Raw genomic sequence first — 24,909 nt, 5'->3', positions numbered from 1 at the left:
ACTCTGGAGTAAGTTCGTTGTCGACACCGTACCCGCAAATGTGAGCCAACACGGGGGACACTGGGCGAGCACGGTCATTCACACGTCGAGCACAGAGAAGGTAGGAACAGTGGCAGCCAAGAGCAAGGGTGCACCCAACCTCTACGGATCCTTCATCCACTCCGCCCCCGGCGCGTTCCTGGCGAGCAAGCTGGGCCTGCCCCAGCCGGCGGAGCTGCGCCGCTACAAGGCCGGCGAGCCCGCGCTGCCCGGCCCGGTCCTGCTGGGCGGCAAGGGTCGGCTCGCCGAGCCGGTCCGCGCGCTGCTCTCGGACTACACCGTCGCGGATTCGCTCGACTCGGGCACCAAGTACGGCGCCCTGGTGTTCGACGCCACCGGCATCGACTCCATCGACAAGCTCTCGCAGCTGTTCGAATTCTTCCAGCCCGCGATGCGCAACCTCGCACCTTCGGGGCGTGTCGTGGTCATCGGCACCACGCCGGAACTGGTCGGCTCGGTCGACGAGCAGATCGCCCAGCGCGCGCTCGAGGGCTTCACCCGCTCGGTCGCCAAGGAACTGCTGCGCGGCGCCACCGGCCAGCTCGTCTACGTGCACCCCGAGGCGGGCGCGGCCGCGACCGGCCTCGAGTCCACCCTGCGCTTCCTGCTCTCGGGCAAGTCGGCCTTCGTCGACGGCCAGGTCATCCGGGTCGGCAAGGTCGATTCCGTCGCCCCGGCCAGCTGGGACAAGCCGCTGGCCGGCAAGGTCGCCGTCGTGACCGGTGCCGCCCGCGGCATCGGCGCCACCATCGCCGAGGTCTTCGCGCGTGACGGCGCCACCGTCATCGTCGCCGACATCCCCGCCGCCGGCGAGGCCCTGTCCGAGACCGCGAACAAGGTCGGCGGCACCGCCCTGGCCCTCGACGTCACCGCCCCCGACGCCGCCGAGCGGCTCGCCGAGTTCGCCACCGAGCGTTTCGGCGGCATCGACATCGTCGTGCACAACGCGGGCATCACCCGCGACAAGCTGCTCGCCAACATGGACGAGGGCCGCTGGAACTCGGTCATCAACGTCAATCTCGCTGCCCCGCACCGCATCACCTCCGGCCTGGTGGCCAAGGGCGTGCTCAAGGAGGGCGGCCGCGTGATCGACGTGTCCTCCATCGCCGGCATCGCGGGCAACCGCGGCCAGACCAACTACGGCGCCTCCAAGGCCGGTGTCATCGGCATGGTCGACGCCGAGGCCCCGCTGCTGTCGGAGAAGGGCATCACCATCAACGCGGTGGCCCCCGGCTTCATCGAGACCGCGATGACCGCCGCTATCCCGGTCGGCACCCGTGAGGCCGGTCGCCTGATGAGCTCGCTGCTGCAGGGTGGCCAGACCGTCGACGTCGCCGAGACCATCGCCTACTTCGCCAGCCCGGCGTCGAACGCGGTGAGCGGCAACGTGGTTCGCGTCTGCGGACAGAGCCTGATCGGCGCCTGATGACCCAGACGATCACCCTCTCCGAGGTTCCGAAGAACGGCGGCCTGTACGCGAAAGCGGCGCTGGGCGCCGTCCCGCTGCCCGCCCCGCTGTCGGGTCGCAAGCCCACGCTGCCCGACCGCCGCGTCGTCCTGGACGGCTTCCGGGTCGACCCGGATCACCTGGCCGCGTACTGCCACGCGACGGGCCTGCGTTTCAGCGACACCCTGCCGCTGACGTACCCGTTCATCCTGGCGTTCCCGCTGGCGATGCAGCTCGTCGTCGCGCGGGACTTCCCGTTCAGCGCGGTCGGCGCGGTGCATTTCGAGAATGTCATCGAGCGCACCAGGGAGATCTCGGTCGCGGAGCCGCTCGATTTCGCGGCGCACATCGAGAACCTGCGGGAACACCCGAAGGGCCTGCTGGTCGACGCGATCACCGAGATCCGTGTCGGCCGGGAGCTGGTCTGGCGGCAGGTCACCACCTTCCTGCACCAGCAGCGCACGTCCCTGTCGGGCGGCCCGAAGTCGGCCCCGCCCGCCGACGTGGTCCCCCCGCCGCCGCTGCGCGTGCAGCGCGTCGATCAGAAGATGATCAACCGCTACGCCGCCGCCTCGGGCGATCACAACCCGATCCACGTCTCCGGCATCGGCGCCAAGGCCATGGGCTTCCCGAAGACCATCGCCCACGGCATGTGGTCGGCCGCGAACATCCTCGGCACCATCGAGGGCCGCATCCCCGAGAAGACCACCTACACGGTCAAATTCGGCAAGCCGGTCTTCCTGCCGTCGTCGGTCAACATCTACGCCGAGCAGGTCGGTTCCGGCTGGGACCTCTCCATGCTCAACCCCAAGAAGGGCTACCCCCACCTCACCGCGACCCTGCGCTGAGTTCCGGGACTCGACGGGCCGCACCTCCTTTCGGAGGTGCGGCCCGTCGGCGTATCCACAACTCACGGCTGTTGAAACACCGACTGGTTCGGAAACCGGTGAACCGGATCGGACCGATCGAATCCATCGTTACCTGAATTCGCTGTGAGATTACTCATTTCCACGGTTCATGTTCGCTGATTGATTGCGGCACAACATGATCAAGCAACATTTGGTCTACCGACCGGTGCTTTCTTCTCCGAGCTAAAAAATTGCCTCACCCCCGCTGGGCGGGCGATTCGGTGTTGCCATGATGCCAACATTCCGGTCCGGAAATTCCGGCTATCCTCCGGCATCCGAACAGCCCGCTGCCCCGATATTCGCGCATTCCCGTGCCCGGAAACGCGTGTTAGAACTGCTGTGCCCAGCCTGCGGGGCTGGCGAACCCGGGATGTTGGACTCCCCGATCGGGCGGCGATCCTGCGGCCGCCCAGCGCATTTCACCTGATGATCCGTTGGCTCGAAGTGGTGTGGAGGAAGCGTTGTGAAGAAATCGATGGCTATCGCGATGGCGACGGCGGCCTGGTCGCTGATGGTGGTCCCCGGCCTGGCCGGCGCCGACACCGGTAGCGGCTCGACCGGCAGCGGTGTGCTCGACACCGGCAGTGGCATTCTCGGCGACCTGCTCGACACGGGCAGCGGCATCCTCGGTGGCAGCTCGGGCGGTTCGTCGGACAGCGTGCAACCCTGCAACCGCTCGACCGAGTCCGGCGGAGCGGGCGTCACCACCACCGTGCACCAGCTCGGCGTGGCGGGCCCGACCGCCTTCGTCCTGTCCTACGAAACCCTCAACATCCCCGACCGGATCCAGGTCTACTACGAGGGCGGTCAGGTGCTCGACACCGGCTACCTCGGCGACAACCTCAACCAGGGCACCGGTTCCGCCGTCGTCTCCCTCCCCGCGGGCAGCGCCACCACGGTGACCGTGAAGGTCAGCGGCCCCGACGACACCCGGTGGGAGTACACGGTCAACTGCCCGTCCTAGTGACATGCGAGAGACGAGCGGTCCGGGATCTCCCGGGCCGCTCGTTTCGTCTTCACCGGGTGAACGAATCGCCACGCCGCCGAGCACGGGAAATCGGGTCGAGATCGTCGAGGCCGCGAGAGGGGTGTCCGTTTGTGTGGATGGGTGGCAGGCCCTACTGTCCCGACTGGTCCACACGCGATGTGTGCCGAATGATCGTCGGATGGGGGAGTGCCATGTCGGCACCACAGTCGTTCACCTCGGGTCAGGAGATGGTGGACACGGGCGGCGGGGCTATCGGTGGCTCGGCTACCTCGAGCGTGCGAGAAGCGCCCACCGGACGTGAGCGGTTCGCGGCGGTGTGGGTTTTCCTCGCCGCCTGGCTCGCCTACGCCACGGTTCTGCTGGTCAGCAGTCGGGACCTGTTCACCCGGGTGGTGGCCGAGGAAGGGGATGGGGCGACCATCTCGATCCAGGTGCTGGCCGCGAAGGATTTCGAGCTTCTCGTCGGCAACTACTCCCGGGTCGGGTTCCATCATCCCGGGCCCGCGCTCATCTATGTGCACGCGTTGGGTGAGTGGCTCTTCTACGATGTGCTGCGGTTGGTGCCGTCTCCGTGGAATGGGCAGGCGATCGCCATCCTGCTGTTCAACGCGGCGATGGTGGCGTCGGCGTTGAGTATCGTCTACGCCTGGTACCCGTCGTGGAGGCTCGTCGCCGGACTCGGCGGGGTGAGTGTGTTGTTCCTCGCCGGTTATCCGGGGCTGCTCAGTGGCATCGGGCTTCCCTATGTGTATTTCGCACCGTTTCTCCTCTTCCTGGTCGCGGTGTCGTCGGTGGTGGCCGGGCGTACCGGACATCTTTGGGCCGGGGCGCTCGCCGGTGGGTTGCTCATCCATGGACACGCGGAATTCCTGTTCTTCGTGTCGCTGTTGGGTGGAGCGGGGCTGTACCTGGTGTGGCGACGCAAACTTGCTGTCGCCGAGAAAGATTGGTGGCTTTTCGGCGGGATCGCGGCGTTGTTCGCCTTCCCGATCGTGCTCAATACCATCGTGAATTTCCCCGGTGAACTCCCGAAGTACGTCGGCTATGGCGGCGGGCACGGGATCCATATGCCGTGGACCGCGGTGTCCTACACGGTGCAGTTCTGGGGTCCGAACCGTCTTCTCGGCGTCGCGATCCTCGTCGCGCTCTTCGTTCTCGTCAGGCTGGTGGCACGCGGCGAGAAATTCCTGACCTGTGGCCTGTCCGTCTGCGCTGCGGCTGTCGCGCTGATGGCGGCCTACGCGATGATCGGCATTGACCAGATCAACGAGGCCTACATCGGCTACTTCTCGTACGCGATCCCCCTGTTCATGTTCATGCTTCTCCTGGTCGGTCTCGCCCAGCGGGTCGGCCGGCTGAAAGGCGCTGCTGTCGGCCTGCTGGTCGTGGGGCTGGTGGTGAGTGGGATGACGAACTCGCTGACCAATCGGCGACCCGAGATGGGCGGCGTGCCCGCGACTGTGGCGGCGATGGCGGAGGTGGCCGGAGATCGGTCGATCGTTCTGGAACGGCGACCGCACGAAGCGTGGGCCGAGGTGGTCGCGCTCGTCCTGAGCGGGGCCCGGAGCGGTGTTCGGGTTTGCGCGGACGACGCCGCGAGGATGGAACTGCTGGTCACCGCCGCATTCGTCTGCACCCCCGCCGAATTGGCCACCGGCGCCCGTTTCACGGTGACGAGAAGGGACGCCGGTGCACCCGTCGGACGGGTCGTCGGCGAGATGGGTCTGCCGGACGGCAAGCAGCAGAGCTGGGTGACAGCCGAGGGCTGAGGACCCTCGCGGGTCTCCCCGCCTGGCCGAGCAGGCCGAGACCGTCGCCCTGGCCCGCACCTGTCAGCGCAGGGCTGAGCTCGAGTCGACAACCACGGCGTAGAGGTCGGCGAGGGTGGCCAAGGCGCTCTGGTGGAGTTGGTCGGCCGGGACTTCACCGGTGGCGGTGGGCAGGGGCCGGGTGGCGCAGGCGTCGGCGACGACCGTGGGTTTGTTGCCACGGAGGAAGGCGCCCTCGGTGGTGAAGGTGACGCACATGTGGGTCATGAAGCCGGCGATGACGACATTGTCGTGGCCCGCCGCGTCGACGAGGTCGCCGAGATCGGTGCCGACGAAGGCGTTGGGAACGGTTTTGACGACGACCTTCTCGTCGGCGGTGGGGGCGACCGCGGGGTGGATGCCGCCGATGTCGGCGGTGATGTCGTAGGGGGTGCCTTCGCCGCCGTCGTTGATGACGTGGATGACCGTCGCGCCGGATTCGCGTGCCTTGGTGAGCAATTCGGCGGCGGCGTCGAGGGCGGCCTTCCAGTCGGTCAGCTCCATGACGCCCTGGGTATAGGTGTTCTGGTAGTCGACCAGGATCAGGGTGGACTCGGCCAGCGTGGCCGGGGTCTCGTCGAAACCGTTGAGCTGGCGGAGGGTGGTCGAAGCCATCGGAAAGCCTTCCTATCGGGGACGAAGTCCACGCTAAGGAGCTCCGGAGATGTCGGCAATGTCATGTAACCTGCAGATTCGGACATGGAGGTGTGGGGTGGTCGATCGGCTCGTGGTGATCGTGCTGTTCGATCGGGTCGACCTGCTCGATGTCACCGGGCCGCCGGAGGTGTTCTCGCTGTTGCAGCGGGAGATGGACGAGCCGACCGGGTACCAGGTGGTGCTGGCGGCCGCGACGATGGCGCCGGTCACCACGTCGGCGGGGGTTCGGGTGCTGCCGGATGTGACCTTCGCCGAGGTCGCGGCGCGGCGCGTCGACACGGTGGTCGTGCCGGGTGCGGTGGAGACCGACAGCAGCAGGCGGGTGCGGGCGCTGGTCGATCCCGGGGTCGTCGACGCGGTGACGACGCTGGCGAAGCGGGCGCGCCGGGTGGCGTCGGTATGCGTCGGCGCGCATATTCTCGCGGCCGCGGGACTGCTCGACGGCAGACGCGCCACCACCCACTGGTCGACCGCGCAGCAGCTCGCGGCCGAGCATCCCGAGATCGAGGTGGACGCCGACCCGATCTACATCCGCGACGAGCACATCTGGACCGGAGCGGGTCTCACCGCCTGCCTCGATCTGACGCTGGCGCTGGTGGCCGACGATTTCGGCGACGAGCTGGCATTGCGGGTGGCCCGGCAATTGGTGATGTATTTGAAAAGGCCCAGCGGGCAGAGTCAATTCAGTGTTTCGCTCGAGCCGGTATCGACCACACGACGCATCGACGATATCCGGCACTACATCACCGGAAATATCGGAAAGCCGCTCACCGTCACCGATCTCGCCGAGCGGGCGCATGTGAGCGAGCGACAGCTCACCCGGATCTTCCGCGCCGAACTCGGCATGACGCCGGCCGCCTACCTCGAATCGGCGCGGGTGGAAGTGGCACGGCACCGGTTGGAAACGACCGACGACACCCTCCAACGTGTCGCCGCCACTTGTGGTTTCAATACCGTGGACACGCTGACCCGAGCGTTTCGCCGGCGGCTGGACACCACCCCGACCGAGTATCGCCACAGATTCCGGATCGGCTGACGAGGTCCTCGCCGGAACTGGTGCTCGCGAACTCTAACAGCGGGCGGTCGCCGGGCGACACGATTGTCTTGCCCCCATTTCATCGGTCTGCCGGGTGATGTTGTGCCGCTGTTAGACATCTCGTGTGACGGAAACGTAGTCCGTCGTAAATCTGAACAATGAGGGGTTCACAATGAGCAAGATTCGTGTCTTCGGTGTGGCGATGGCGGCCGCGGCGGGCATCGCGGTGCTCGGCGCCGGTGCGGCGAACGCGGAGGAGCCGGCGCCCAGCACCGGGTCCGCCGACCTGACCGCTCTGCTCGGCGCGCTGACCAGCGGATCGTCGGAGACCGAGGAGGTCGTCGAGGAGGAGCCGGGCACCGGGTCGGCCGAGGGGCTCGCGGCGCTGCTGGCCCAGCTGACCAGCGGATCGGCCGGCGAGACGCCCGCGGAGTAGTCGCGACCGGGTGACCTGGCCGTCGCACAGTGGGGCCGCGCTTCCTGTGACGATGAGTTCTTCTCACGTTCATTTGAATTATGTTTCGCGTAATTCTGTCGTGATAGGAACTCAGTATTCGTCTAGAAGGAGAAAATATGTTCGACAGCCTGGTCCAGATCCTGCCCATCCTCCTCGCGTTTGCCAGCGGGTCGGCGGCCTGAGCTACCTGGGATTTCACGGCGCCCGTCGGATTCGACGGGCGCCGTTTTCCGGCTACCGGGCGGGGATCAGCCGGTAGAGCCACCACGGTCGGGTCGGGAAGGCCGGGTCGTAGATGCGCAGCAGCATCCGGCGTTCGATGCCGGTACTGCGTTCCCGGATTCGCAGGTGGCGCCGCGCGATGTCCTGGGGGCGCACGTCGCTGGTCCAGATGGGGTCCCAATCGGGGGACTGACCGCAGGACTCGGTGATCGCGGTGACCCGCTGGGTCGGCGCGAGCGGAGCGAGCATGCGGAAGGCGTGCACCAGCAGCTGGGCCTCGGTGGTCCAGTCGATGAACACCTTCTTGGCGATCGGGTCGAGGAACATCCATTCGAGCACGTTCACCCCGGCGCCGAGCCCGGGGAACAGCCGCTGGTACTCGGCGTTCGCGGCGAGCATGTCCATGGTGGGGAAACGCTGCAAGCACGCCGGATGCGTGAGGCTGGCCAGGTCGGTCAGATCCTCCGCCGTCGGCGCGGCCGGTGGGGTGCCGGAATCCAGTGCGGGCAAGCCGAGTACGAGGATGTGCTTGCGATACCACAGCGGCACATCGAGGGAATCGAAAAGCCGCTGGAGCATGGGGGAATTCGGGACCAGCGCACCCGATTCGATCTGGCTGATCAGCAGCGGCGCCATCTGCGCCCGCGCGGCCAGCTCGGTCCGCGCGAGGCCCGCCGCCATTCGGCGCTCCCGCAAATACACACTGAGCGCGGTACTTTCACCCATCACGACCCCCGAGCCTCACCCCGACCGCCGGCAATTCCCAGGGTACGCCGGGTTCGGAGACGGAGATCAGAAAAACAGGTCACGAGTGATGCCGCGCGAACCCCTCGTCCGCGCGGCATCGCCGGCTACTGCCCGACGGCGTGCGCGGCCACCCAGGTCCGGGCCGGATCGTAGGTGTCGCGGATGTGCTGGAGCCGTTGCCATGCGGTGGCGTCGAAGGCGGTGGCCGGGTCGATCACGCGGTCGGCGAAGTTCAGGAACGACGTCTCGGCGGCCCACGGCCGCAGGGCGGCGACGACGCCGGTGGTGACGGTCTCGCCGAGCGCGGCGAGCTCCTGCGTCGGCGCGGGTGACACCGCGAACAGGGCGTACGCGCCGGCCAGGTGCGACAGCGCGGTGTCCTGGGGACGGGCGAGCGCGCCGCCGAGATGACGGAGTTCGGCGAACATCAGCGGGGTCTGCACGCCGGGGCCCGCCACCGCGAGCAGGGCGTCGACCGCTTCCTGCGGAAGGTGTGTGAGCAGGGCGTGATCGCTCACCGCGGGGGTCGGGCCGGGCGGGTCCATGTGCACGTCGAGCAGCGCGGCGGTCGGGATGCGGCCGAAGGTGTCGAGTTCGGGGGCCAGCGCGCGCAGCGGGGCGAGCAGTTCGGCGGCGCGGTCGTCGTCTTCGAGCACGGCGCCGTCGATCACCACCAGGCTGCGCCCGGACAGGAACGGCGGCAGTTCGGGCAGCGGGGGAAACCGCATGAGCCGCACCGAGGTGGTGACCGATTCGGGGAGCGTGGCGGTCCAGTCCCGCCACGCGGACAGCACCTCGGGCGCGCGCTCGATGTCCCACAGCAGCATGCCCGCGACGACGTCGGCGAGCGGGAGCAGGTCGAGCTCGATCGCCACCACGACGCCGAAGCTGCCGCCGCCACCGCGCACCGCCCAGAACAGGTCGGGGTGCTCCTCGGCGCTCGCCCGCACCAGCGATCCGTCGGCCGTGACCAGGTCGATCGCGCGCACGGCGGAGCTCGCCAGACCGCGCTCGCGACCGTAGAAGGACAGGCCGCCGCCGAGCAGATACCCCGCGACCGCGACATCGCCCGCGCTGCCGTGCAGGGCGGTGAGTCCGTGCGGTGCCGTCGCCGCGAGCACGTCGCGCCACAGCGTGCCGCCGATGACCCTGGCGCGCCGGGCGATCGGATCGACGGTGACACCGGTGAGTTCGTGCAGCCGGAGCAGGACCGCGTCGTCGAGCCCGGCCACGGCGGCGGCGCCGTGCCCGGTGCTCTGCGGCGCGATCCGCAGGCCGAGACCGGTGGCGGCCCGGACGAGGTCGACGACCTCGTCGATCGTGCGCGGCACCGCGACGGCGGCGGGCCGCTGCCGGACGGCGAGGTTCCACGGGGTGGCTGCCGCGTCGTAGCCGGGGTCGCCGGGCAGGAGCGCGAGGTCGCGCAGGGCGGTCGTGGTCGGGTTCATGGACGGTCCTTCGGGTCGGGAGAAGTGGGGATCACCTGCGCGCTGAGCTCGACGAGCGTGCCGGGGAGCGCGAGGTGCGCGACATCGATGAGGTCGACCGGCACGGGTGCGCCGTCGAGCCATTCCGCGACGAGGTCGGCGAGATCGGCGGCGTCGGCGGGAGCGCGGGCGCGGACCCGCAGACGCACGATCGATGACGCCTCCAGCCCGCGCGCGGCCAGCGCCGCCTCGAGCCGCTCGAACGCCAGGCACAGCTGTGCGGCGGCGTCCTCGGCGTGCACGAGGCGGCCCGACTCGTCGACCGAGGTCGTCTCGAGGATGATGGTCACGCGGTCCAGATTCGCGCGTTCGCCCTGGTCGGGGCCATCCCAGCCGGGCGGGGAATCGGGTATCCCAGCCGTCTGGGATATGGCGGCCTATGGTCTGCGGCGCATACTGAGGGCATGCGTAGCCGGCTTGTTCCCGAGCGCGTGCGGAGCGATCTGGATGTGCTCTCGCGTGCCGGTCTCGACCTCGACGAATTCCTGGTCGAGGCGACCGACGCGGTGCGCCGGGCGGTACCGGCGGTGGCCGCGTGCGTCGGCACGCACGACCCGGCGACGATGATGCTCACCAGCGCGCGCAAGTACGGGTCGCTGGTCGCGGCGAACGAGCACGACCGGCTGTTCGGCCTCATCGAGTACGGCACCGAGGACGCGACGTCGTTCCGCTCGCTCGCGGTCTCCGAGCGGCGCGCGATCGGCATGCACGCGGCCATGGGCGACGACATCGAACGCTGCGAGCGGATGTCCCGGCTGATGCGCCCGATCTACGGTTTCGCCGACGAGGCGCGGCTGGTGTTCCGGGACGGTTCGGGGGCGTGGGGGTGCCTGGCGCTGTTCCGCGGCAGCGACGACCCCATGTTCACCGACGACGAGGTCGACTATCTCGCCTCGCTGTCCGGCTCGTTCGCCCGTGGCGTGCGCGCGGGCGTGCTGACCCGGCTCGCCGACGCGCCCGAGCTGGGCGCCGAGACCGCCGGTCCCGCCGTCGTCATCGTCGACGCGAACGACGAGGTGGCCCAGATCAGCCTCGGCGCCGAGGAGCGGTTCGCGCAGCTGCGGTCGTCGGTGCACAGCGGCGACCCGCTGAGCCTGGTGATCTCATTGGTCAGCGCCGCGCGGCGAATGCTCGCCACGCCCGGCGCTGCGATGCCGAGGGCCCGGGTGCGGACAGCGTCCGGGGTGTGGCTGGTGCTGTACGCGTCGCCGCTGGCCGGGCCCGACGGCGCGGTGGGCGATGTCGTCGTCACCATCGAGGAGGCGCGGCCGCCGGAGATCGTCACCCTGGTCGTCGCCGCCTTCGGGCTGACCCCGCGCGAACACGACGTCACCCGGTTCGTCCTCCAGGGTGTGGAGACCAAGGAGATCGCCGCGGCCCTGCACGTCTCGGCCTACACCGTCCAGGACCACCTCAAGTCGATCTTCGAGAAGGCGGGCGTCCGCAGCCGCCGCGAACTCATCGCTCGCGTGTACTTCGACCAGTACGTCCCCCGCATGGGCGCCGAAGTCGGCCCCTCGGGCTGGTTCGCCCAGTAGTCCCTGGAAACGCGAACGTCCCGGAGTCGGCAGACTCCGGGACGTTCGACTGGTCTCGCGAGAAACATGGGTAACTCACCGGGAACCGGCTAACTCCCCACGCCACTTCCCACCGGCCGCGTGTCAGGCCGAAGACTCACCTGAGTGCGGCCTGATACGCGGAGAGGCGGAACAGCTCAGAAGGCGGCCTCGTCCAGTTCCATGATGTCGTTGTCCAGGTTGGCCAGGATCGCGCGGGTGGCGGTCAGCTCCGGCAGGACGTTGCGGGCGAAGAACTGCGCCGAGGCGACCTTGCCGGTGTAGAAGGCGACGTCGGAGCCGGTGGCGCCGTTGTCCAGGGCCGCGAGGGCGATCTCGGCCTGCTGCAGCAGCTGCCAGCCGATGAACAGGTCGCCGACGGCCATCAGGAAGCGGACCGAACCCAGGCCGACCTTGTACAGCTCGGTCGGCTGCTCCTGGGCGCCCATCAGGTGGCCGGTCAGGGTGGCGGCCATGGTCTGGACGTCCTCGAGCGCGGTGGCCAGCAGCTTGCGCTCGCCCTTGATGCGCTCGTTGGCGGAGTCGGCGTCGATGAACTTCTGGATCTGGCCCGCCACGTGGGCCAGGGCCACACCGCGGTCACGCGCGATCTTGCGGAAGAAGAAGTCCTGCGCCTGGATGGCGGTGGTGCCCTCGTAGAGCGAGTCGATCTTGGCGTCGCGGATGTACTGCTCGATCGGGTAGTCCTGCAGGAAGCCGGAGCCACCGAAGGTCTGCAGCGAGTCGGTCAGGTACTGGTAGGCGCGCTCGGAGCCGACACCCTTGACGATCGGCAGCAGCAGGTCGTTCACGCGGAACGCGACGTCCTTGTCCGCACCCGAGACCGCGGCGGCGATCTCTTCGGTCTGGTGGGCGGCGGTGTAGAGGTAGATCGCGCGCAGGCCCTCGGCGTAGGCCTTCTGCATGGCCAGCGAACGACGCACGTCCGGGTGGTGGGTGATGGTCACGCGGGGCGCGGCCTTGTCGGTCATCTGGGTCAGGTCGGCACCCTGGACGCGGGTCTTGGCGTACTCGAGGGCGTTCAGGTAACCGGTCGACAAGGTCGCGATGGCCTTGGTGCCGACCATCATGCGAGCGTTCTCGATGACGTCGAACATCTGCGCGATGCCGTTGTGGATCTCGCCGACCAGCCAGCCCTTGGCGGGAATGCCGTGGCCGCCGAAGGTGACCTCACAGGTGGCCGAGGCCTTGATGCCCATCTTGTGCTCGACGTTGGTGACGAACACACCGTTGCGGTCACCGTAGGTCTCGGTCTCGAAGTCGAAGTGGATCTTCGGGACGTAGAACAGCGACAGGCCCTTGGTGCCCGGTCCGGCGCCCTCGGGGCGAGCCAGCACCAGGTGCATGATGTTCTCGAACAGGTCGTCGGAGTCACCCGAGGTGATGAAGCGCTTGACGCCCTCGATGTGCCACGAGCCGTCTTCCTGCTTGATCGCCTTGGTGCGGCCCGCGCCGACGTCGGAGCCGGCGTCCGGCTCGGTCAGCACCATGGTGGCGCCCCAGTTGCGGTCGGCGATCTTGGCGGCCCACTGCTTCTGCTCGTCGGTGCCGTTGTTGAAGAAGACCTGGGCGAAGCCCGCGCCGGCGGCGTACATCTGGATGGGCGGGTTGGCGCCGAGCACCATCTCCGACAGGGCCCAGGTGATGGCGGACGGGGCGTTCAGGCCGCCGAGCTCCTCGACGACGCCGACCTTGGCCCACTCGCCCTCTTCGAGCGCCTTGTAGGACTTCTTGAAGGACTCGGGCAGGGTGACCGAGTGGGTGTTCGGGTCGAAGGTGGGCGGGTTGCGGTCGGCGTCGGCGAACGACTCGGCCAGCGGACCCTCGGCCAGACGACGGACCTCGGAGAGCATTTCCTTGACGGTGTCGGTGTCCAGGTCACCGAAGGTGCCCGCATCGAGCAGCTTGTCGATGCCGAGGACCTCGAAGAGGTTGAACTCGAGGTCGCGAACGTTTGCCTTGTAGTGGCCCATGTGAGTACTCACTCTCCGTTGAGTTCTGGTGCGGTCGGTTGTCTGCCGTTCCCGCCCTGTGACGTCCACCGGGGTAGCCTTGCCGGTTTTCCGCATGCTACTCGCGGGTAACTTATGGACCATATTACCGGTGAGTAATCGTCTCGGCAAAGGGCTGGGGAGCAATGTGACGTGAAAAACACGCACGGGCGCCGAAACGTTGCTCGCCGCGGCGGCGGGGCTACCGTGAGGTGTGCGCATCGAGACGAGTTCCGGGCCCGCCGAGATCGAGCTCGACGAGGTCGCCGACCCGGCCTTCCTGCTGGTGATCACGCACGGCGCCGGCGGCGGTGTCGACGCGAAAGACATTCTGGCAGTGCGTGATTCGGCGATCGAGTCGGGCGGTGCGGTGGCCAGGGTGGTGCAGCCGTACCGGGTGGCCGGGCGCCGGGCGCCAGGGTCGGCGGACAAGCAGGACGAGGCCTGGCGCGAGATCGTCGCCGCGCTGCGGGCCCGGTTTGCCGGGGTGCCGGTTGTCCAGGGGGGTCGCAGCAACGGAGCGCGGGTGGCGTGTCGCACCGCCGTCGCCGTCGGCGCGCGCGGGGTGATCGCGCTGTCGTTCCCGTTGCATCCGCCGGGGAAGCCGGACAAGAGCAGGCGTGCGGAGCTGCTCGCTCCCGGTGACATCGAGGTCGTGGTGATCAACGGCGGCAGCGACCCGTTCGGGGTGCCCGATCCCGCCGATGCCGCCGAGGTGAAAGTGATCCCCAAGCAGGCGCATTCGTTCCGCACCGGATTCGACGTGATCGCCGCGACAGTCGAACCCTGGTTCGCCCGCTGGCGCTAGGCTGCTTCGCGCAAGCACGCTTCGATCGAGGCAGGGGGCAGTCATGAAGGCGCTCATCGTGTGCACGTCCAAGTCGCACGGCAATACCAGGAAGGTCGCCGACACCATCGGCTCGGTGCTCGACGCGCGGGTGGTCGACCCGTCGGAGATCACCGCGGCCGACCTCGCCGACCACGACCTCGTCGGCTTCGGGTCGGGGGTGTACTGGATGGCGCTGGACGCCCGGCTGCGCGAGTTCGTCGACGCGCTGCCCGCCGGAGCGGGTCGCGAGGCGTTCGTCTTCGCCACCAGCGGGCTGCCCGAGCCGCGTTTCCGCCCCTACCTGCGCAATCTCGGCGACCAGCTCACCGACAAGGGCTTCGAGGTGGTGGGCGGGTTCGCCTGCCGCGGGCTCGACACGATGGGGCCGCTCGCACTGGTCGGCGGGCTGAACAAGGGCCGCCCCAGCGCCGACGACCTGAGCTCGGCGCGGAGTTTCGCCGAGCAGCTACGCGGCCGGTTCGCCTGATTCCGGCAGGTCCCGTTCGGCCAGGACCAGCGCGTCGATCGCGTCGGGACCCTCGGTGGGCCGCAGCACCGCGTCGGCGATGCGGATGGTGATGTGCTCGCCCGCCGCGCCCAGTTCGGCGCGGATGTCGTCGGGGGTGAACAGGATGGCCGGGTCCTGCGGGCCGCCGTAGCCGTCGGTCAGGTTCCTGGTGTCGTGCCCGAGCACGAGCAGCACGCCGCCGGGGGAGAGCATGCCTGCCAGTTCACGCAGCAGGGCGCCGCGCTGCTCGGCGGGCAGGTGCACGAAGACCATCAGGATCAGCTCGTACGGTCCGGTGATCCCCGCCCCGGCCAGGTCGGTGATGTCGGCGCACTGCCAGTTCACCCGCGAGCGCACCGAGCGCGACAGTCGCGCCGCGACCGTGCGGCCCTTGTCGATGCCCACCTGGGAGAAGTCGACGGCGTCGATCTGCCAGCCGTGCGTGGCCAGCCACAGGGCGTGGCGGCCCTCGCCGCAGGCCAGGTCGAGCGCGCGGGGCAGCGCGGGCGCGGTGCCGCCCGGTTCGTCGGGTCGCAGCTGGATCCGGCGATCGAGGCCGTAGACGTACTCGACCACCGTGCTGTTCGGCGGTGCGCCCCAGATCAATTCACTCTGGGCATACCGAGCGTCCCATTCCGCCGCCGATCCGCCTCCCCGCGACGTCTGGCCGGATCCAGGTGCGTCACCGGCTGTCGATGCGGCCGGCGGTTGATCGGTGGTCATGTCAGCCCGTCCCCGGTGAGTTACCCATGTGCTTGCCAGACCTATGGTGCCAGGTCTTCAGGCTCTCCAGGTCTCAGAGCCGGGTACGCATCAACACGACGTTGTACTGGGTGTGGATGGTGGTCATGAAGTAGAGGTCGCGGCCGGTCTGGTACGGGAAGATCGACGGCGCGTAGGCGGTGGGGAGCTCGCGGGCGTCGATCAGCACCTCCGGCGCGCTCCACGGGCCCTCGGGGGAGGACGCGCGGCGCATGACCACGGAGTTGAACGGGTCGGTGGTCAGCGAGACGAACTGGCCGAGGTACTCGTTGTACATCACCGACAGCTCGCCGACGCCGCCCATGATCGGGGCCGCCGCGTTCACGTCGTTGAGCTTCCACCCGCTGCCGTCCCAGTACTCGTAGGCGCCGAGGTTCTCGATCTGGGCTTCCGGCACGCGCGCGACGAACGCGTCGTTGTTGCGGCCCGAACGGGTGCCGTACTCGTAGACGAAACCGCCGTCCTTGAGGAAAGCGTTCATCTGGAAGTTGGCGTTGCCGCCCTCGTCGGGGCGCCGGGTGTGGCCGAGATCGGCCCAGGTCTCGCCGTTGTCGGCGGAGGCGGCCAGGCCGGAGAAGCTGGTGGTCCACTCGCCGGGGGCGTCCCAGGTCTTCACCGACATCATCGACAGGTACTGCACGCCGTTGGCCGAGATGCCCGCCGTCGGGATGCGGCTGATCTCCAGGAACGGGATCTTCGGGCTGGGGATGAGGTCGCGCGCCTGGCCGACGACATCGCGCACGACGCTGTCGAAGAAGACGCCGCCGGAGGGGTCCTTGGTATGGCTGCGGACCAGGATGTTCGAGCGCCACGCCCAGGTGCTGCCCGCCAGCAGGTTCGGGAAGCCGATGCCCGCGGTGTCGCCGAAGGCGGTCAGCATCTCGCCGCGGCCGTTGTCCCACATGATGCCGAGGTCGGTGCCGAGGACGTTGTAGTTCTGCGTGTTGTTCGGGCTCGCCATGCCGGTGACCTGGAAGACGGCCTGCGTGCGCCCGTGCAGGGCGGGCAGGCCGTTGGTTCCGTTGAGCACCGGGATGGGGTTGATGGCGTTGGGATTCGCCACGGCGGGCGTCGCTCCGCTCACCAGCATGGCCGTCGCTCCGGCGAACGCGGCAAGCAGGATGGAACCGGTCTTCTTCACGGTCGTCGGAGCCTCCGGGTCACGCCGAAAATCGAGACCGCTTCAGGTTCACCTGTGTCGCGGACCACATTTCGACTGTTGGGCGAATCGCAGCGATGCTAACAGTCGATCGGAGTGGCGTGTGGTACATCGACTCGTGGGTTGGCATGAACAAATTCTCAGTTGCCTGTCGCTAACTACGATTCAGGGCCTTACGCAGGAGCAACGGCACCTGGGCCGCGCGTTCGGCGGCGAACGTGGCGCGCGGATTTCGGTGCCAGGACCGGTCGAAGAGGCGCTTGGCGGCGGCGACCGCGCGCGGATCGCGGGCGGTGATCCGGTCGGCGAGGGCGGCGGCCGCGGCCTGTGGGTCCTCGGCGACCTCGGTGACGAGGCCGATCCGGGCGGCCTGGGCGGCGTCGATCGGGTCGGCGGTCATGGTCAGCAGCATGGCCTGGTCTATGCCGATGAGCTGCGACAATGTCGCCGCGCCCGACATGTCCGGAATCAGGCCGTGGGCGGCTTCCATCACCGAGAACTCCGCCGTCGGCGCCGCGATGCGGAAGTCGGCGGCCAGTGCGAGTTGCAGGCCGCCGCCGTAGCAGCGGCCGTGCACCGCGCCGATCACCGGCACGTCGAGACGGCGCCAGGCCCAGCAGGCTTCCTGAAAAGTATTCGTGCCGCGCCACGGTCGCGGGAGAAATTCCCGAACGATAGCCAATGGATCGCGGGTGGCCGCCGCGATATCGAGTCCGCTACTGAAACTCGGTCCGTTGCCGCTGACAATGACGACCCGGGTTTCTTTGTGCTCGGCCACTTTTCGCGCCGCGGCGACGAGATCACGGAGCATTTCCAGGGTCAGTCCGTTGTGTTTGCCCGGTCGATTCAAGGTGATATATGCGCGGTCGCTCTCGAAGCGCGCGGTGAGGTGGTCTCCCATGGGCTCACCTTACTCGTGAGTCAGTTCCGGGTGGGTGGGACGGTGTGGCCCTCGCGGCGGCGGTGCGGCATGATCCTCCACGGCTGCGCATCGGCCGATGCGCAGCGATCGAGAGGACTCGAGAGTGCGGATCTGTTTGCTCGCCGCGGCGCTGATCGCCGTGCCGGTGCTATCTGCTTGCGGAGGCGGCGACGAGGCGCCCGCGGTCACCCAGGCGGAGCTGTCGAAGTCGCTGCAGGACAAGGGGTTGACCAACCCGGAGCTGGCCGACTGCGCGGCACAGGTCTTCCTCGATTCGGGGATGTCGCAGGACGGGCTGCGGGTGATGGTGTCCAACGCGCAGTCCGGTGATCCGGCCAAGCTGCTCGGCAAGGACGACGCGGCCAAGGTGGGCGCCGCGCAGTCGAAGATCGCGGAGAGCTGCGTGCACCTGGGCCGCTGAGCCGCGGGCCGTATCGATCGCGGCGATTCAAACTCTCGTCGGGGCTCCACGCCGGTGTTGCACTGGAAACCCCGACGAGAGGAGCCGCTATGACAACGGAGAGAATCGCCGACCAGGTCTCGTTCGCCTACTGGGTCCCCAACGTCAGCGGGGGGCTGGTGACCAGCGATATCGAGCAGCGCACCGGCTGGGACTTCGAATACAACAAGAAGCTCGCCCAGACGGCGGAGCGCAACGGGTTCGAGTACGCGCTCTCGCAGGTCCGCTACACCGCCTCTTACGGCGCGGAGTACCAGCACGAGTCGACCTCGTTCAGCCTCGCGCTGCTCGGGGCGACCGAGCGGCTGAAGGTGATCGCCGCGGTCCATCCCGGACTGTGGCATCCGGCCGTGCTGGCCAAGTTCGGCGCGACGGCCGACCATCTCTCCGGTGGGCGGTTCGCGATCAACGTCGTGTCCGGCTGGTTCGCCGGTGAGTTCCAGGCGCTGGGCGAGCCGTGGCTCGAGCACGACGAAAGATACCGGCGCAGCGCCGAATTCCTCGAGGTGATCCGCAAGATCTGGACCGAGGACGCGGTGAACTACGGTGGCGACTTCTACCGCATCCGCGATTTCACCCTCAAACCCAAGCCGCTCAACACTCCCGAACGGCCGAATCCCGAACTGTTCCAGGGCGGCAACTCCACCGCGGCGCGCCGCAACGGCGGCCGCTACGCCGACTGGTACTTCTCCAACGGCAAGGACTTCGACGGCGTCACCGAGCAATTGGACGATCTGCGCGCGGTCGCCAGGGACAACGACCGCGAGGTGAAGTTCGGGCTCAACGGCTTCATCATCGCCCGCGACACCGAGAAGGAAGCCCGCGACACCCTGCGCGAGATCGTCGAGAAGGCGAACAAGCCCGCGGTGCAGGGGTTCCGCGACGCCGTGCAACAGGCGGGCGCGTCGACCGCCGACCGCAAGGGCATGTGGGCCGACTCCACCTTCGAGGATCTGGTCCAGTACAACGACGGGTTCCGCACCGGGCTGATCGGCACGCCCGAGCAGATCGCGGAGCGGATCGTGGCCTACCGGGCGCTCGGCGTCGACCTCATCCTGGCCGGGTTCCTGCACTTCCAGGAGGAGATCGAGTACTTCGGCGCCAAGGTCCTGCCGCTGGTGCGTGAGCTGGAGGCCGCCGCGACCCCGGTCGCGGCGGGACGCTGATGACGGTGGTGACCGCCGCGCGGATCACCACCGCCGCACAGGCATTGGCGATCGCCACCGAACTCGCCGCCGACTTCGCGCAGGGCGCGGCCGAGCGTGATCACACGCGCAGGCTGCCGCACGAGGAACTGGACCAGCTCTCGGCCAGCGGACTGCTGGCGATCACGGTGCCGGCGGCCTTCGGCGGCGCCGACCTGCCGCCGAGCGTGGTCGCCGAGGTCTTCCGGATCCTGGCGACCGCCGATCCGAATATCGCGCAGGTGCCGCACAGCCACTTCGTGTATCTGAACCTGTTGCGGCTGGCCGGAACTCCCGCGCAGCAGCGCGAGTACTTCGGGCGGGTGCTCGCCGGCGCGCGCATCGCGAACGCGCAGTCCGAACGGGGCGGTGCCACCGTCGCCGACATCGCCACGACGGTGCGTCCCGTCGACGGGCGGTTCGTGGTCGAGGGCACCAAGTACTACTGCACCGGGTCGCTGTTCGCCGATGTGCTCGCCGTGCTGGCCAGACTCGATGATCCGCACGGCGTTTCGGGGCTGGCGGCAGGGGAGTACGTGGCCTTCGTCGCCGCACTGGAGCCCGGTGTGCGCATCGTCGACGACTGGGACGCGCTGGGGCAGCGCACGACCGGCAGTGGGACCGTCGAGTTCGACGCGGTGACCGTGGCCGCCGACCAACTGGTGGCCCGCGCCGCCGCGGTGCACGCGCCGACCGGCTACGGCGCCTTCGCCCAGCTGCTGCATGCCGCGATCGACGCGGGCATCGCGCGGGGCGCGCTGGAAGCCGCCGCCGAGTTCGTGCGCACGCGGAGCAGGCCGTGGTTCGAAGCCGAGGTCGACCGAGCGGTCGACGATCCGCTGGTGGTGCAGCGCTTCGGCGAGCTGGCCGTGTCGGTGGCGGCGGCGGAATCCGCGCTGGTCGTCGCCGGTGCGGCGGTCGACGGGGCGATCCGCGGCGAGCACCAGGACGACGCCGCGCGGGCATCGATCGCGGTCGCGACCGCCAAGATCCTCGCCGACCGCGCTGCGAACGAGGTGTCGGCGGCGATATTCGAAGTGGGCGGGACGCGCAGCGCCGCGGCCGGGCATCGGCTCGATCGCTTCTGGCGCAACGCGCGCACCCACACCCTGCACGACCCGGTGCGCTGGAAATACCAGCACATCGGCAGGGCGGTGCTGCAGGACCGGCCGCCGCCGCTGCACGGCGTCATCTGAGCACGGACGAATGGCAGAGTGAGGAAAATCCAGTGACAGTGACCGTCGTCGTCGGCAATCCGAAACCGGCATCTCGCACCTCGGCCGCGGCCGTCCGGGTCGCCGAGGCGTTGCGCCCCGGCGTCGAGCCGGACGTGATCGATCTCGTGACCCTCGGGCCCGGCCTGCTCGGCTGGGGTGATCCCGAGGTCGCCGCGGCCGCGCGCGCCGTGGCCGCCTCGGAGCTGGTCGTCTTCGCCAGTCCGACCTTCAAGGCCACCTACACCGGGCTGCTGAAACTGTTCCTCGAGCAGTTCGACGGCGGCACCGGGCTGGCCGGGGTGATCACCGTGCCGGTGATGCTCGGCGCGGGGCCCGCCCACGCGCTCGCCCCGGATCTGCTGCTCAAGCCGGTCCTGGTGGAAATCGGCGGGACCGCGGCGCTGCCGGGGCTGTATCTCGCCGATCGTAGCTTCGCCGAGGACGGCGTCATCGAGTCCTACGCCCAGCGCTGGGCGCCTGTCGTCGCGGCACTGATCGAACAGCCGGTGGAGGCAACGAATCATGCGTGAGCTCTTGGACTTTCCCGCCGACGGCAACGGCTTGCGCCGCGCCTTCGCCAACTTCCCCAGCGGGGTCGTCGCGGTGTGCGCGGAGATCGACGGCACCCCGCACGGCCTGGCGGTGAGCACCTTCGTGCCGGTCTCCCTCGACCCGCCGCTGGTCTCGTTCTGCGTGCAGAACTCCTCCTCGACCTGGCCGAAACTGGCCGCTGCCGGCCACCTCGGCCTCAGCCTGCTCGGCACCGGCCAGCAGGCGGCGGCCAAGGCCCTCGGCGCCCGCAACGGCGACCGCTTCCGCGAGACCGCCCTGCACCGCGGCACCGGCGAAGCGGTCTTCATCGACGGCGCCACCGCGTGGATCGAAGGCGTCCCGGAAACCCACGTCCCCGCGGGCGACCACCTCGTCGTCCTCCTGCGCGTCAACCGCGTCGCCGCCCGCGAAGACCTCGACCCACTGGTCTTCCACGGCAGCAAGTTCCGCACCCTGCACACGGGCTGACCACACCGACGACGAAGGCCCTGGCTCTCCCGATCCGGGGCCGTCGCCGTGCGCGAATCAAACTCCGTGCGTCGCCGGCGGAGTGAGCGATAGCGTTGGCCGTGCTTGCGGTGACGATGAACGACCGAACGGCGGGACTGCTCGATCTGCGGGACGGCTTCGGCGGCCTGGACCCAGCAGAGGGCTTGGCGGCCGGGCTGCGGACGTGGGTGGACCGCGGGATCGGTTTCCGCGACGAAGTGGTGTGCTGGGCCCCGGTTCCCGCGCACGCCGATCACGCACCGGGGCCGCACTCCGATCGCACCGGCTGGGAGTGCTTTCACACGGTCTTTCACCTGGAAGATTTTGTGCCCGTGGACAGGACGTACGCCGAGGTGTCGATCATCGGTGTCGACGCGCAGCGGACCCTGCTTCGGCAAGGGATCGCCCTGGCCCGCGAGGTCGGGCGACTGGGCGGTGAACTCAGCACGCCGATTCCGCTGCGCTGCATCGTCGCGACCGACAATTCGCCGCCGCCCAGCGCTGCTTCCCACCTGACCGGAAGGACTGACCTGGGACCGGTGCGCCGCGGATACCGGATTCCGCGAGACCGAACTCCAGGCCTACCTCCGGCTGCTGGCTGATCGGTGCCGCGCGGTCGGCACCGCGCTGATCGGCGTCGTCGCCGACAAGAACGGTCTGCTGCTCGGTTTTCTTCCGGCGGACAAGCTCTCGCGCTTCGGCGAGCTCGCTGCGGCGGCCGAGGTGGAGATCATCGTGTACGGCAGTTTGTGACTACCATGCCGTCATGATGACATCGAGCGTCTGGATGCGCGTGTTGTCCGGGCTCGGCGCCTGTGTCGCTGCTCTTGTGGTTCTGTTCTACGCGATCGTCCTACAGTTCGAAGGGATGCCCGACGAGGAGGTTTCGGGAGGCAGCCACGCACTACTCGTGGCCAAGCTGACTGTTGCGGTCGTGGCGGGGTCGGCGTTGATCGTCGGTGCCCTGAGCGGGTGGCGGTGGGTGATCCTGGGTGGCTGCTCGTTGTTCTTCGTCGATTTCGCACTCTGGCTCGTGCAGTTCTCCGGGGTTGTCAGATCTCCGAGTTTCGAGCATCCCGAGCCCGGCCCGGCCTCGCCACCACCATTGTTCTGGCTGGTGTTGATAATCGGCTGGGGCCTGTTCCCCGGTCTGCTCGCAGTGCTCGCGTATCGACGGTCGCCCGAACGCGCCATGAGCGACACGCGGCCAGCAGGATCAGCGCCCGAAGTCGGGGCGCCGGAAACGACGAAAGCCCCCGGTTGACCTGGGGGCTTTCGTGCTGGAGCCGATGACGGGAATCGAACCCGCGCTGTCTGCTTGGGAAGCAGAAGTTCTACCATTGAACTACATCGGCGTGCGTTCATCGAGCGCGTTCGCGACTCTATCAGACCGGCTCGTGTGCCGGTCAACTCTTTGTTCGGGCCGGTTCGGGTGGGTGGGTGTCGACCGGTGTTGACGGGTGGTGGGGTGAATACGGGTCGGGTGGGTGGGGTCGCGTTCTACAGTGCGTCGACGGGTCCGCACAGTGGGTCAGCGTTGCGTGCGGGGTCGGTCTTGCCGCGGGGTGCGGCGTAACAGGTTCTCCGGTTCGAGGTTTCGGCTCGGTGTCGCCGGGTCGGGTGGGCCGGGACGACGAAAGGCTGACTGAATGAAGCGGGTTCTGTTCGTATCGGTGATCGCGGCGCTGGCCGTGCTCGGGGCGGGCTGCTCCGACGACTCCGGGTCCGAGACCGGGACCACCACCAGCAAGGCCACGACCACCAGCGCGAAGGCGACGACGACCACCGGGTCGGCCGAGCACGACCCCGGCCACGGTGACCCGGGGCATCAGCACCCGGCCACGACGCCGCCGGGCATGATGCCCAACCCGAACGGGGACGGGACCTGGGTGCCGTGTGAGGGCACGATCTGCACCAATCCGAATCACGGCGCCGGGCCGGACGGGGGCGGCGAGACCGCCCCGCCGCCGGTCGAGACCACCAGTCCGGCGCCGCTGACCGGGCCCGGCGACATCGTCAACCCGACCACCACGCCGCCGCCGATGGGACCGGGTGACCTCGTCAACCCGACGACACAGGCGCCGCCGAGCGGGCCGGGCGGCATCGTCCAGCCGACGCCGTAGCTTTCCGGCGGATACCGGCCGGTGGCCTCGGCGACGTCGGCGATTCGCCGGGGCCATCGGCTCCCGTTGGTCCTGCCCAAGAGGGTGGGGGCGGTCTACCTGCGGCATCAGGCTGCTTAGACTGGGCGCGTGCTGCTCTCCGATCGTGACATCCGGGCCGAGATCGCCGCTGGGCGTCTCGGTGTCGAACCGATGCTGGATTCGATGGTGCAGCCGTCGAGCATCGACGTGCGCCTGGACGGGTTGTTCCGGGTGTTCGACAACAGTCGCTACACCCACATCGACCCGGCCATGCAGCAGGACGAGCTGACCAGCCTGGTCGAGCCCAAGCCGGGCGAGCCGTTCGTGCTGCATCCGGGCGAGTTCGTGCTCGGGTCCACGCTCGAGGTGTGCTCGCTGCCCGACGACCTGGCCGGACGCCTGGAAGGCAAGTCGAGCCTGGGCAGGCTCGGGCTGCTCACCCACTCGACGGCGGGGTTCATCGACCCGGGGTTCAGCGGGCACATCACCCTGGAGCTGTCGAACGTGGCGAACCTGCCGATCACGCTGTGGCCGGGCATGAAGATCGGGCAGCTGTGCCTGATCCGGCTGAGCAGCCCGGCCGAGCACCCGTACGGCAGCGCCGCGGCCGGCTCGAAGTATCAGGGGCAGCGTGGGCCGACGCCGTCGCGGTCGTATCTCAACTTCCCGTTGCCGCCCGCCTCGCTCAACGCCGTCGAGACCCGCTGAGGGGTCACCGACAGGGCGAGGTGCAGCACCAGCGACAGCGGCGGCAGCACGTCGTCGCGGCTGGGCGGACGCACCCAGTGACAGCCCTCGCGGCTCCACCGGCCCAGGCTGGTCGGCAGCATGACCGCGCTGCCGATGCCGGGGATATCGATGTCGAGGCCGGCCAGCTCGGTGACCACCTCGGCGGGCGGCCGGGCATCGGGTTCGGTGAGCAGGCTCCAGCGGATCTGCCGGGCCAGCACCGGACCGGCCCGGCGTTGCTCCCGTAAGGTCTCGAGCACCGACTCGGCGCGCGTGGTCGGCAGGTGCACCACGCAGAGCCGATCGGTGATCGGCAGCATCACGAAGCCACCACGCTCGCGAACGGGTAGCCCGAATTCGCGCTGGTAGCAAGACACCCAGTCGTCGACAGTTCTGGCTTCCACCCTTCCAGGATGGTCCCTGCGCGTGCGCGCGACCACTGCCCCGCACCGCCCTTTCACTGCCTCAGGCAACCGATTCCGTGAAGATGTGGCGTGTCTCACTGTCGCACTCGTACTCTGGGAGCAGTAGTCCATCGGATGAGGTGACGCCGTGGTCGGGGAGTGGACAGGCAGAGAGGCCAGAGCTCT

The 24,909-nt window shown here is 68.7% G+C and carries 27 protein-coding genes and 1 tRNA gene; 18 read left to right on the top strand and 10 right to left on the bottom strand.

Annotation, left to right across the window (positions count from 1 at the left end):
• Positions 1-109: 109 nt before the first annotated feature.
• The 4 genes from Q7X29_RS00305 to Q7X29_RS00290 all read left to right on the top strand — a co-directional run bounded on the left by Q7X29_RS00305 (position 110) and on the right by Q7X29_RS00290 (position 5,151).
• Positions 110-1,465: a 3-oxoacyl-ACP reductase gene (locus tag Q7X29_RS00305; RefSeq protein ID WP_316572988.1), complete on the top strand. Its 1,356-nt coding sequence runs from the start codon at positions 110-112 to the stop codon at positions 1,463-1,465.
• Positions 1,465-2,334 carry a MaoC/PaaZ C-terminal domain-containing protein gene (locus tag Q7X29_RS00300; protein WP_218715993.1) on the top strand — a complete coding sequence of 290 codons (870 nt, stop codon included), beginning with the start codon at positions 1,465-1,467 and terminating at the stop codon, positions 2,332-2,334. The genes Q7X29_RS00305 and Q7X29_RS00300 overlap by 1 nt, the downstream gene beginning before the upstream one ends.
• 523 nt (positions 2,335-2,857) lie before the next feature.
• Positions 2,858-3,358: a hypothetical protein gene (locus Q7X29_RS00295; protein WP_316572987.1), complete on the top strand. Its 501-nt coding sequence runs from the start codon at positions 2,858-2,860 to the stop codon at positions 3,356-3,358.
• A gap of 215 nt (positions 3,359-3,573) precedes the next feature.
• Positions 3,574-5,151 (top strand): hypothetical protein, encoded by a 1,578-nt coding sequence (locus tag Q7X29_RS00290; RefSeq protein WP_316572986.1) that lies wholly within the window; start codon positions 3,574-3,576, stop codon positions 5,149-5,151.
• 63 nt (positions 5,152-5,214) lie between these two features.
• Here the strand turns inward: Q7X29_RS00290 and Q7X29_RS00285 are convergent, their stop codons facing one another.
• Positions 5,215-5,805: a cysteine hydrolase family protein gene (locus tag Q7X29_RS00285; protein WP_218715990.1), complete on the bottom strand. Its 591-nt coding sequence runs from the start codon at positions 5,803-5,805 to the stop codon at positions 5,215-5,217.
• A 97-nt stretch (positions 5,806-5,902) separates the two neighbouring features.
• Here Q7X29_RS00285 and Q7X29_RS00280 point away from each other — a divergent pair, with 97 nt between their 5' ends.
• Both Q7X29_RS00280 and Q7X29_RS00275 read left to right on the top strand, forming a co-directional pair.
• Positions 5,903-6,883: a GlxA family transcriptional regulator gene (locus tag Q7X29_RS00280; protein WP_316572985.1), complete on the top strand. Its 981-nt coding sequence runs from the start codon at positions 5,903-5,905 to the stop codon at positions 6,881-6,883.
• Positions 6,884-7,055: 172 nt separating this feature from the next.
• Positions 7,056-7,319 carry a hypothetical protein gene (locus tag Q7X29_RS00275; protein WP_316572984.1) on the top strand — a complete coding sequence of 88 codons (264 nt, stop codon included), beginning with the start codon at positions 7,056-7,058 and terminating at the stop codon, positions 7,317-7,319.
• 255 nt (positions 7,320-7,574) lie between these two features.
• On the opposite strand, the gene Q7X29_RS00270 is transcribed toward Q7X29_RS00275, so the two are convergent.
• The 3 genes from Q7X29_RS00270 to Q7X29_RS00260 form a co-directional block, all read right to left on the bottom strand.
• Positions 7,575-8,288 (bottom strand): helix-turn-helix domain-containing protein, encoded by a 714-nt coding sequence (locus Q7X29_RS00270; protein WP_218715988.1) that lies wholly within the window; start codon positions 8,286-8,288, stop codon positions 7,575-7,577.
• Between the two features lie 125 nt (positions 8,289-8,413).
• The gene (locus Q7X29_RS00265) at positions 8,414-9,757 is read right to left on the bottom strand and encodes an FAD-binding oxidoreductase (protein WP_316572983.1); all 1,344 of its coding nucleotides are present in this window, start codon (positions 9,755-9,757) and stop codon (positions 8,414-8,416) included.
• Positions 9,754-10,086, bottom strand: a complete 333-nt coding sequence (locus Q7X29_RS00260; RefSeq protein WP_218715986.1) for a Rid family hydrolase — start codon at positions 10,084-10,086, stop codon at positions 9,754-9,756. The genes Q7X29_RS00265 and Q7X29_RS00260 overlap by 4 nt, the downstream gene beginning before the upstream one ends.
• 114 nt (positions 10,087-10,200) lie before the next feature.
• Between Q7X29_RS00260 and Q7X29_RS00255 the strand changes: the two genes are divergently transcribed.
• Positions 10,201-11,334 (top strand): helix-turn-helix transcriptional regulator, encoded by a 1,134-nt coding sequence (locus Q7X29_RS00255; RefSeq protein ID WP_316572982.1) that lies wholly within the window; start codon positions 10,201-10,203, stop codon positions 11,332-11,334.
• Positions 11,335-11,510: 176 nt separating this feature from the next.
• Here Q7X29_RS00255 and Q7X29_RS00250 read toward each other — a convergent pair whose 3' ends face one another.
• Positions 11,511-13,346 carry an acyl-CoA dehydrogenase gene (locus Q7X29_RS00250; RefSeq protein ID WP_316573226.1) on the bottom strand — a complete coding sequence of 612 codons (1,836 nt, stop codon included), beginning with the start codon at positions 13,344-13,346 and terminating at the stop codon, positions 11,511-11,513.
• Positions 13,347-13,578: 232 nt separating this feature from the next.
• On the opposite strand from Q7X29_RS00250, the gene Q7X29_RS00245 reads away from it, so the two are divergent.
• Both Q7X29_RS00245 and Q7X29_RS00240 read left to right on the top strand, forming a co-directional pair.
• The gene (locus Q7X29_RS00245) at positions 13,579-14,172 is read left to right on the top strand and encodes an alpha/beta hydrolase family protein (protein ID WP_218716722.1); all 594 of its coding nucleotides are present in this window, start codon (positions 13,579-13,581) and stop codon (positions 14,170-14,172) included.
• Positions 14,173-14,215: 43 nt separating this feature from the next.
• Positions 14,216-14,680, top strand: a complete 465-nt coding sequence (locus tag Q7X29_RS00240; RefSeq protein ID WP_218716723.1) for a flavodoxin family protein — start codon at positions 14,216-14,218, stop codon at positions 14,678-14,680.
• Here the strand turns inward: Q7X29_RS00240 and Q7X29_RS00235 are convergent.
• From Q7X29_RS00235 to Q7X29_RS00225, 3 genes are all read right to left on the bottom strand, one after another.
• Complete coding sequence (locus tag Q7X29_RS00235; RefSeq protein WP_316572981.1) at positions 14,660-15,307, bottom strand: class I SAM-dependent methyltransferase; 648 nt, start codon at positions 15,305-15,307, stop codon at positions 14,660-14,662. The genes Q7X29_RS00240 and Q7X29_RS00235 overlap by 21 nt on opposite strands.
• Before the next feature lie 190 nt (positions 15,308-15,497).
• Positions 15,498-16,604, bottom strand: a complete 1,107-nt coding sequence (locus Q7X29_RS00230; RefSeq protein ID WP_218716725.1) for a DUF4185 domain-containing protein — start codon at positions 16,602-16,604, stop codon at positions 15,498-15,500.
• A gap of 172 nt (positions 16,605-16,776) precedes the next feature.
• Entirely contained in the window at positions 16,777-17,523 is a 747-nt protein-coding gene (locus tag Q7X29_RS00225; protein ID WP_316572980.1) for a crotonase/enoyl-CoA hydratase family protein, read from the bottom strand.
• A 124-nt stretch (positions 17,524-17,647) separates the two neighbouring features.
• Here Q7X29_RS00225 and Q7X29_RS00220 point away from each other — a divergent pair, with 124 nt between their 5' ends.
• The 7 genes from Q7X29_RS00220 to Q7X29_RS00190 all read left to right on the top strand — a co-directional run bounded on the left by Q7X29_RS00220 (position 17,648) and on the right by Q7X29_RS00190 (position 22,710).
• Positions 17,648-17,965 (top strand): hypothetical protein, encoded by a 318-nt coding sequence (locus Q7X29_RS00220; RefSeq protein WP_218716727.1) that lies wholly within the window; start codon positions 17,648-17,650, stop codon positions 17,963-17,965.
• Positions 17,966-18,054: 89 nt separating this feature from the next.
• Positions 18,055-19,170, top strand: a complete 1,116-nt coding sequence (gene sfnG / locus Q7X29_RS00215; RefSeq protein WP_218716728.1) for a dimethylsulfone monooxygenase SfnG — start codon at positions 18,055-18,057, stop codon at positions 19,168-19,170.
• Positions 19,170-20,384 (top strand): SfnB family sulfur acquisition oxidoreductase, encoded by a 1,215-nt coding sequence (locus tag Q7X29_RS00210; RefSeq protein ID WP_316572979.1) that lies wholly within the window; start codon positions 19,170-19,172, stop codon positions 20,382-20,384. Before sfnG ends, Q7X29_RS00210 begins: the two co-directional genes overlap by 1 nt.
• Before the next feature lie 32 nt (positions 20,385-20,416).
• The gene (locus Q7X29_RS00205; RefSeq protein WP_316572978.1) at positions 20,417-20,935 is read left to right on the top strand and encodes an NADPH-dependent FMN reductase; all 519 of its coding nucleotides are present in this window, start codon (positions 20,417-20,419) and stop codon (positions 20,933-20,935) included.
• Positions 20,928-21,425: a flavin reductase family protein gene (locus Q7X29_RS00200; protein ID WP_316572977.1), complete on the top strand. Its 498-nt coding sequence runs from the start codon at positions 20,928-20,930 to the stop codon at positions 21,423-21,425. The genes Q7X29_RS00205 and Q7X29_RS00200 overlap by 8 nt, the downstream gene beginning before the upstream one ends.
• A gap of 101 nt (positions 21,426-21,526) precedes the next feature.
• Entirely contained in the window at positions 21,527-22,048 is a 522-nt protein-coding gene (locus tag Q7X29_RS00195) for a hypothetical protein (protein WP_316572976.1), read from the top strand.
• A gap of 164 nt (positions 22,049-22,212) precedes the next feature.
• Positions 22,213-22,710: a hypothetical protein gene (locus Q7X29_RS00190; RefSeq protein WP_316572975.1), complete on the top strand. Its 498-nt coding sequence runs from the start codon at positions 22,213-22,215 to the stop codon at positions 22,708-22,710.
• A gap of 17 nt (positions 22,711-22,727) precedes the next feature.
• On the opposite strand, the gene Q7X29_RS00185 is transcribed toward Q7X29_RS00190, so the two are convergent.
• Positions 22,728-22,801: transfer RNA gene (locus Q7X29_RS00185), tRNA-Gly, on the bottom strand.
• 294 nt (positions 22,802-23,095) lie between these two features.
• Between Q7X29_RS00185 and Q7X29_RS00180 the strand changes: the two genes are divergently transcribed.
• Both Q7X29_RS00180 and dcd read left to right on the top strand, forming a co-directional pair.
• A complete protein-coding gene (locus Q7X29_RS00180; RefSeq protein ID WP_218716753.1) occupies positions 23,096-23,569 on the top strand; it encodes a hypothetical protein in 474 nt (157 codons plus the stop codon).
• Positions 23,570-23,698: 129 nt separating this feature from the next.
• Positions 23,699-24,298, top strand: a complete 600-nt coding sequence (gene dcd, locus Q7X29_RS00175; RefSeq protein WP_218716734.1) for a dCTP deaminase — start codon at positions 23,699-23,701, stop codon at positions 24,296-24,298.
• Here the strand turns inward: dcd and Q7X29_RS00170 are convergent.
• Positions 24,211-24,723 carry a hypothetical protein gene (locus Q7X29_RS00170; RefSeq protein ID WP_308248375.1) on the bottom strand — a complete coding sequence of 171 codons (513 nt, stop codon included), beginning with the start codon at positions 24,721-24,723 and terminating at the stop codon, positions 24,211-24,213. The genes dcd and Q7X29_RS00170 overlap by 88 nt on opposite strands.
• Positions 24,724-24,909: the final 186 nt, after the last annotated feature.

It is taken from the genome of Nocardia canadensis (genome assembly GCF_032656385.1).
Taxonomy (GTDB): domain Bacteria; phylum Actinomycetota; class Actinomycetes; order Mycobacteriales; family Mycobacteriaceae; genus Nocardia; species Nocardia canadensis.
Note: the sequence above shows the minus strand (reverse complement) of the source record. Positions and strands in the feature narration are given on the sequence as shown.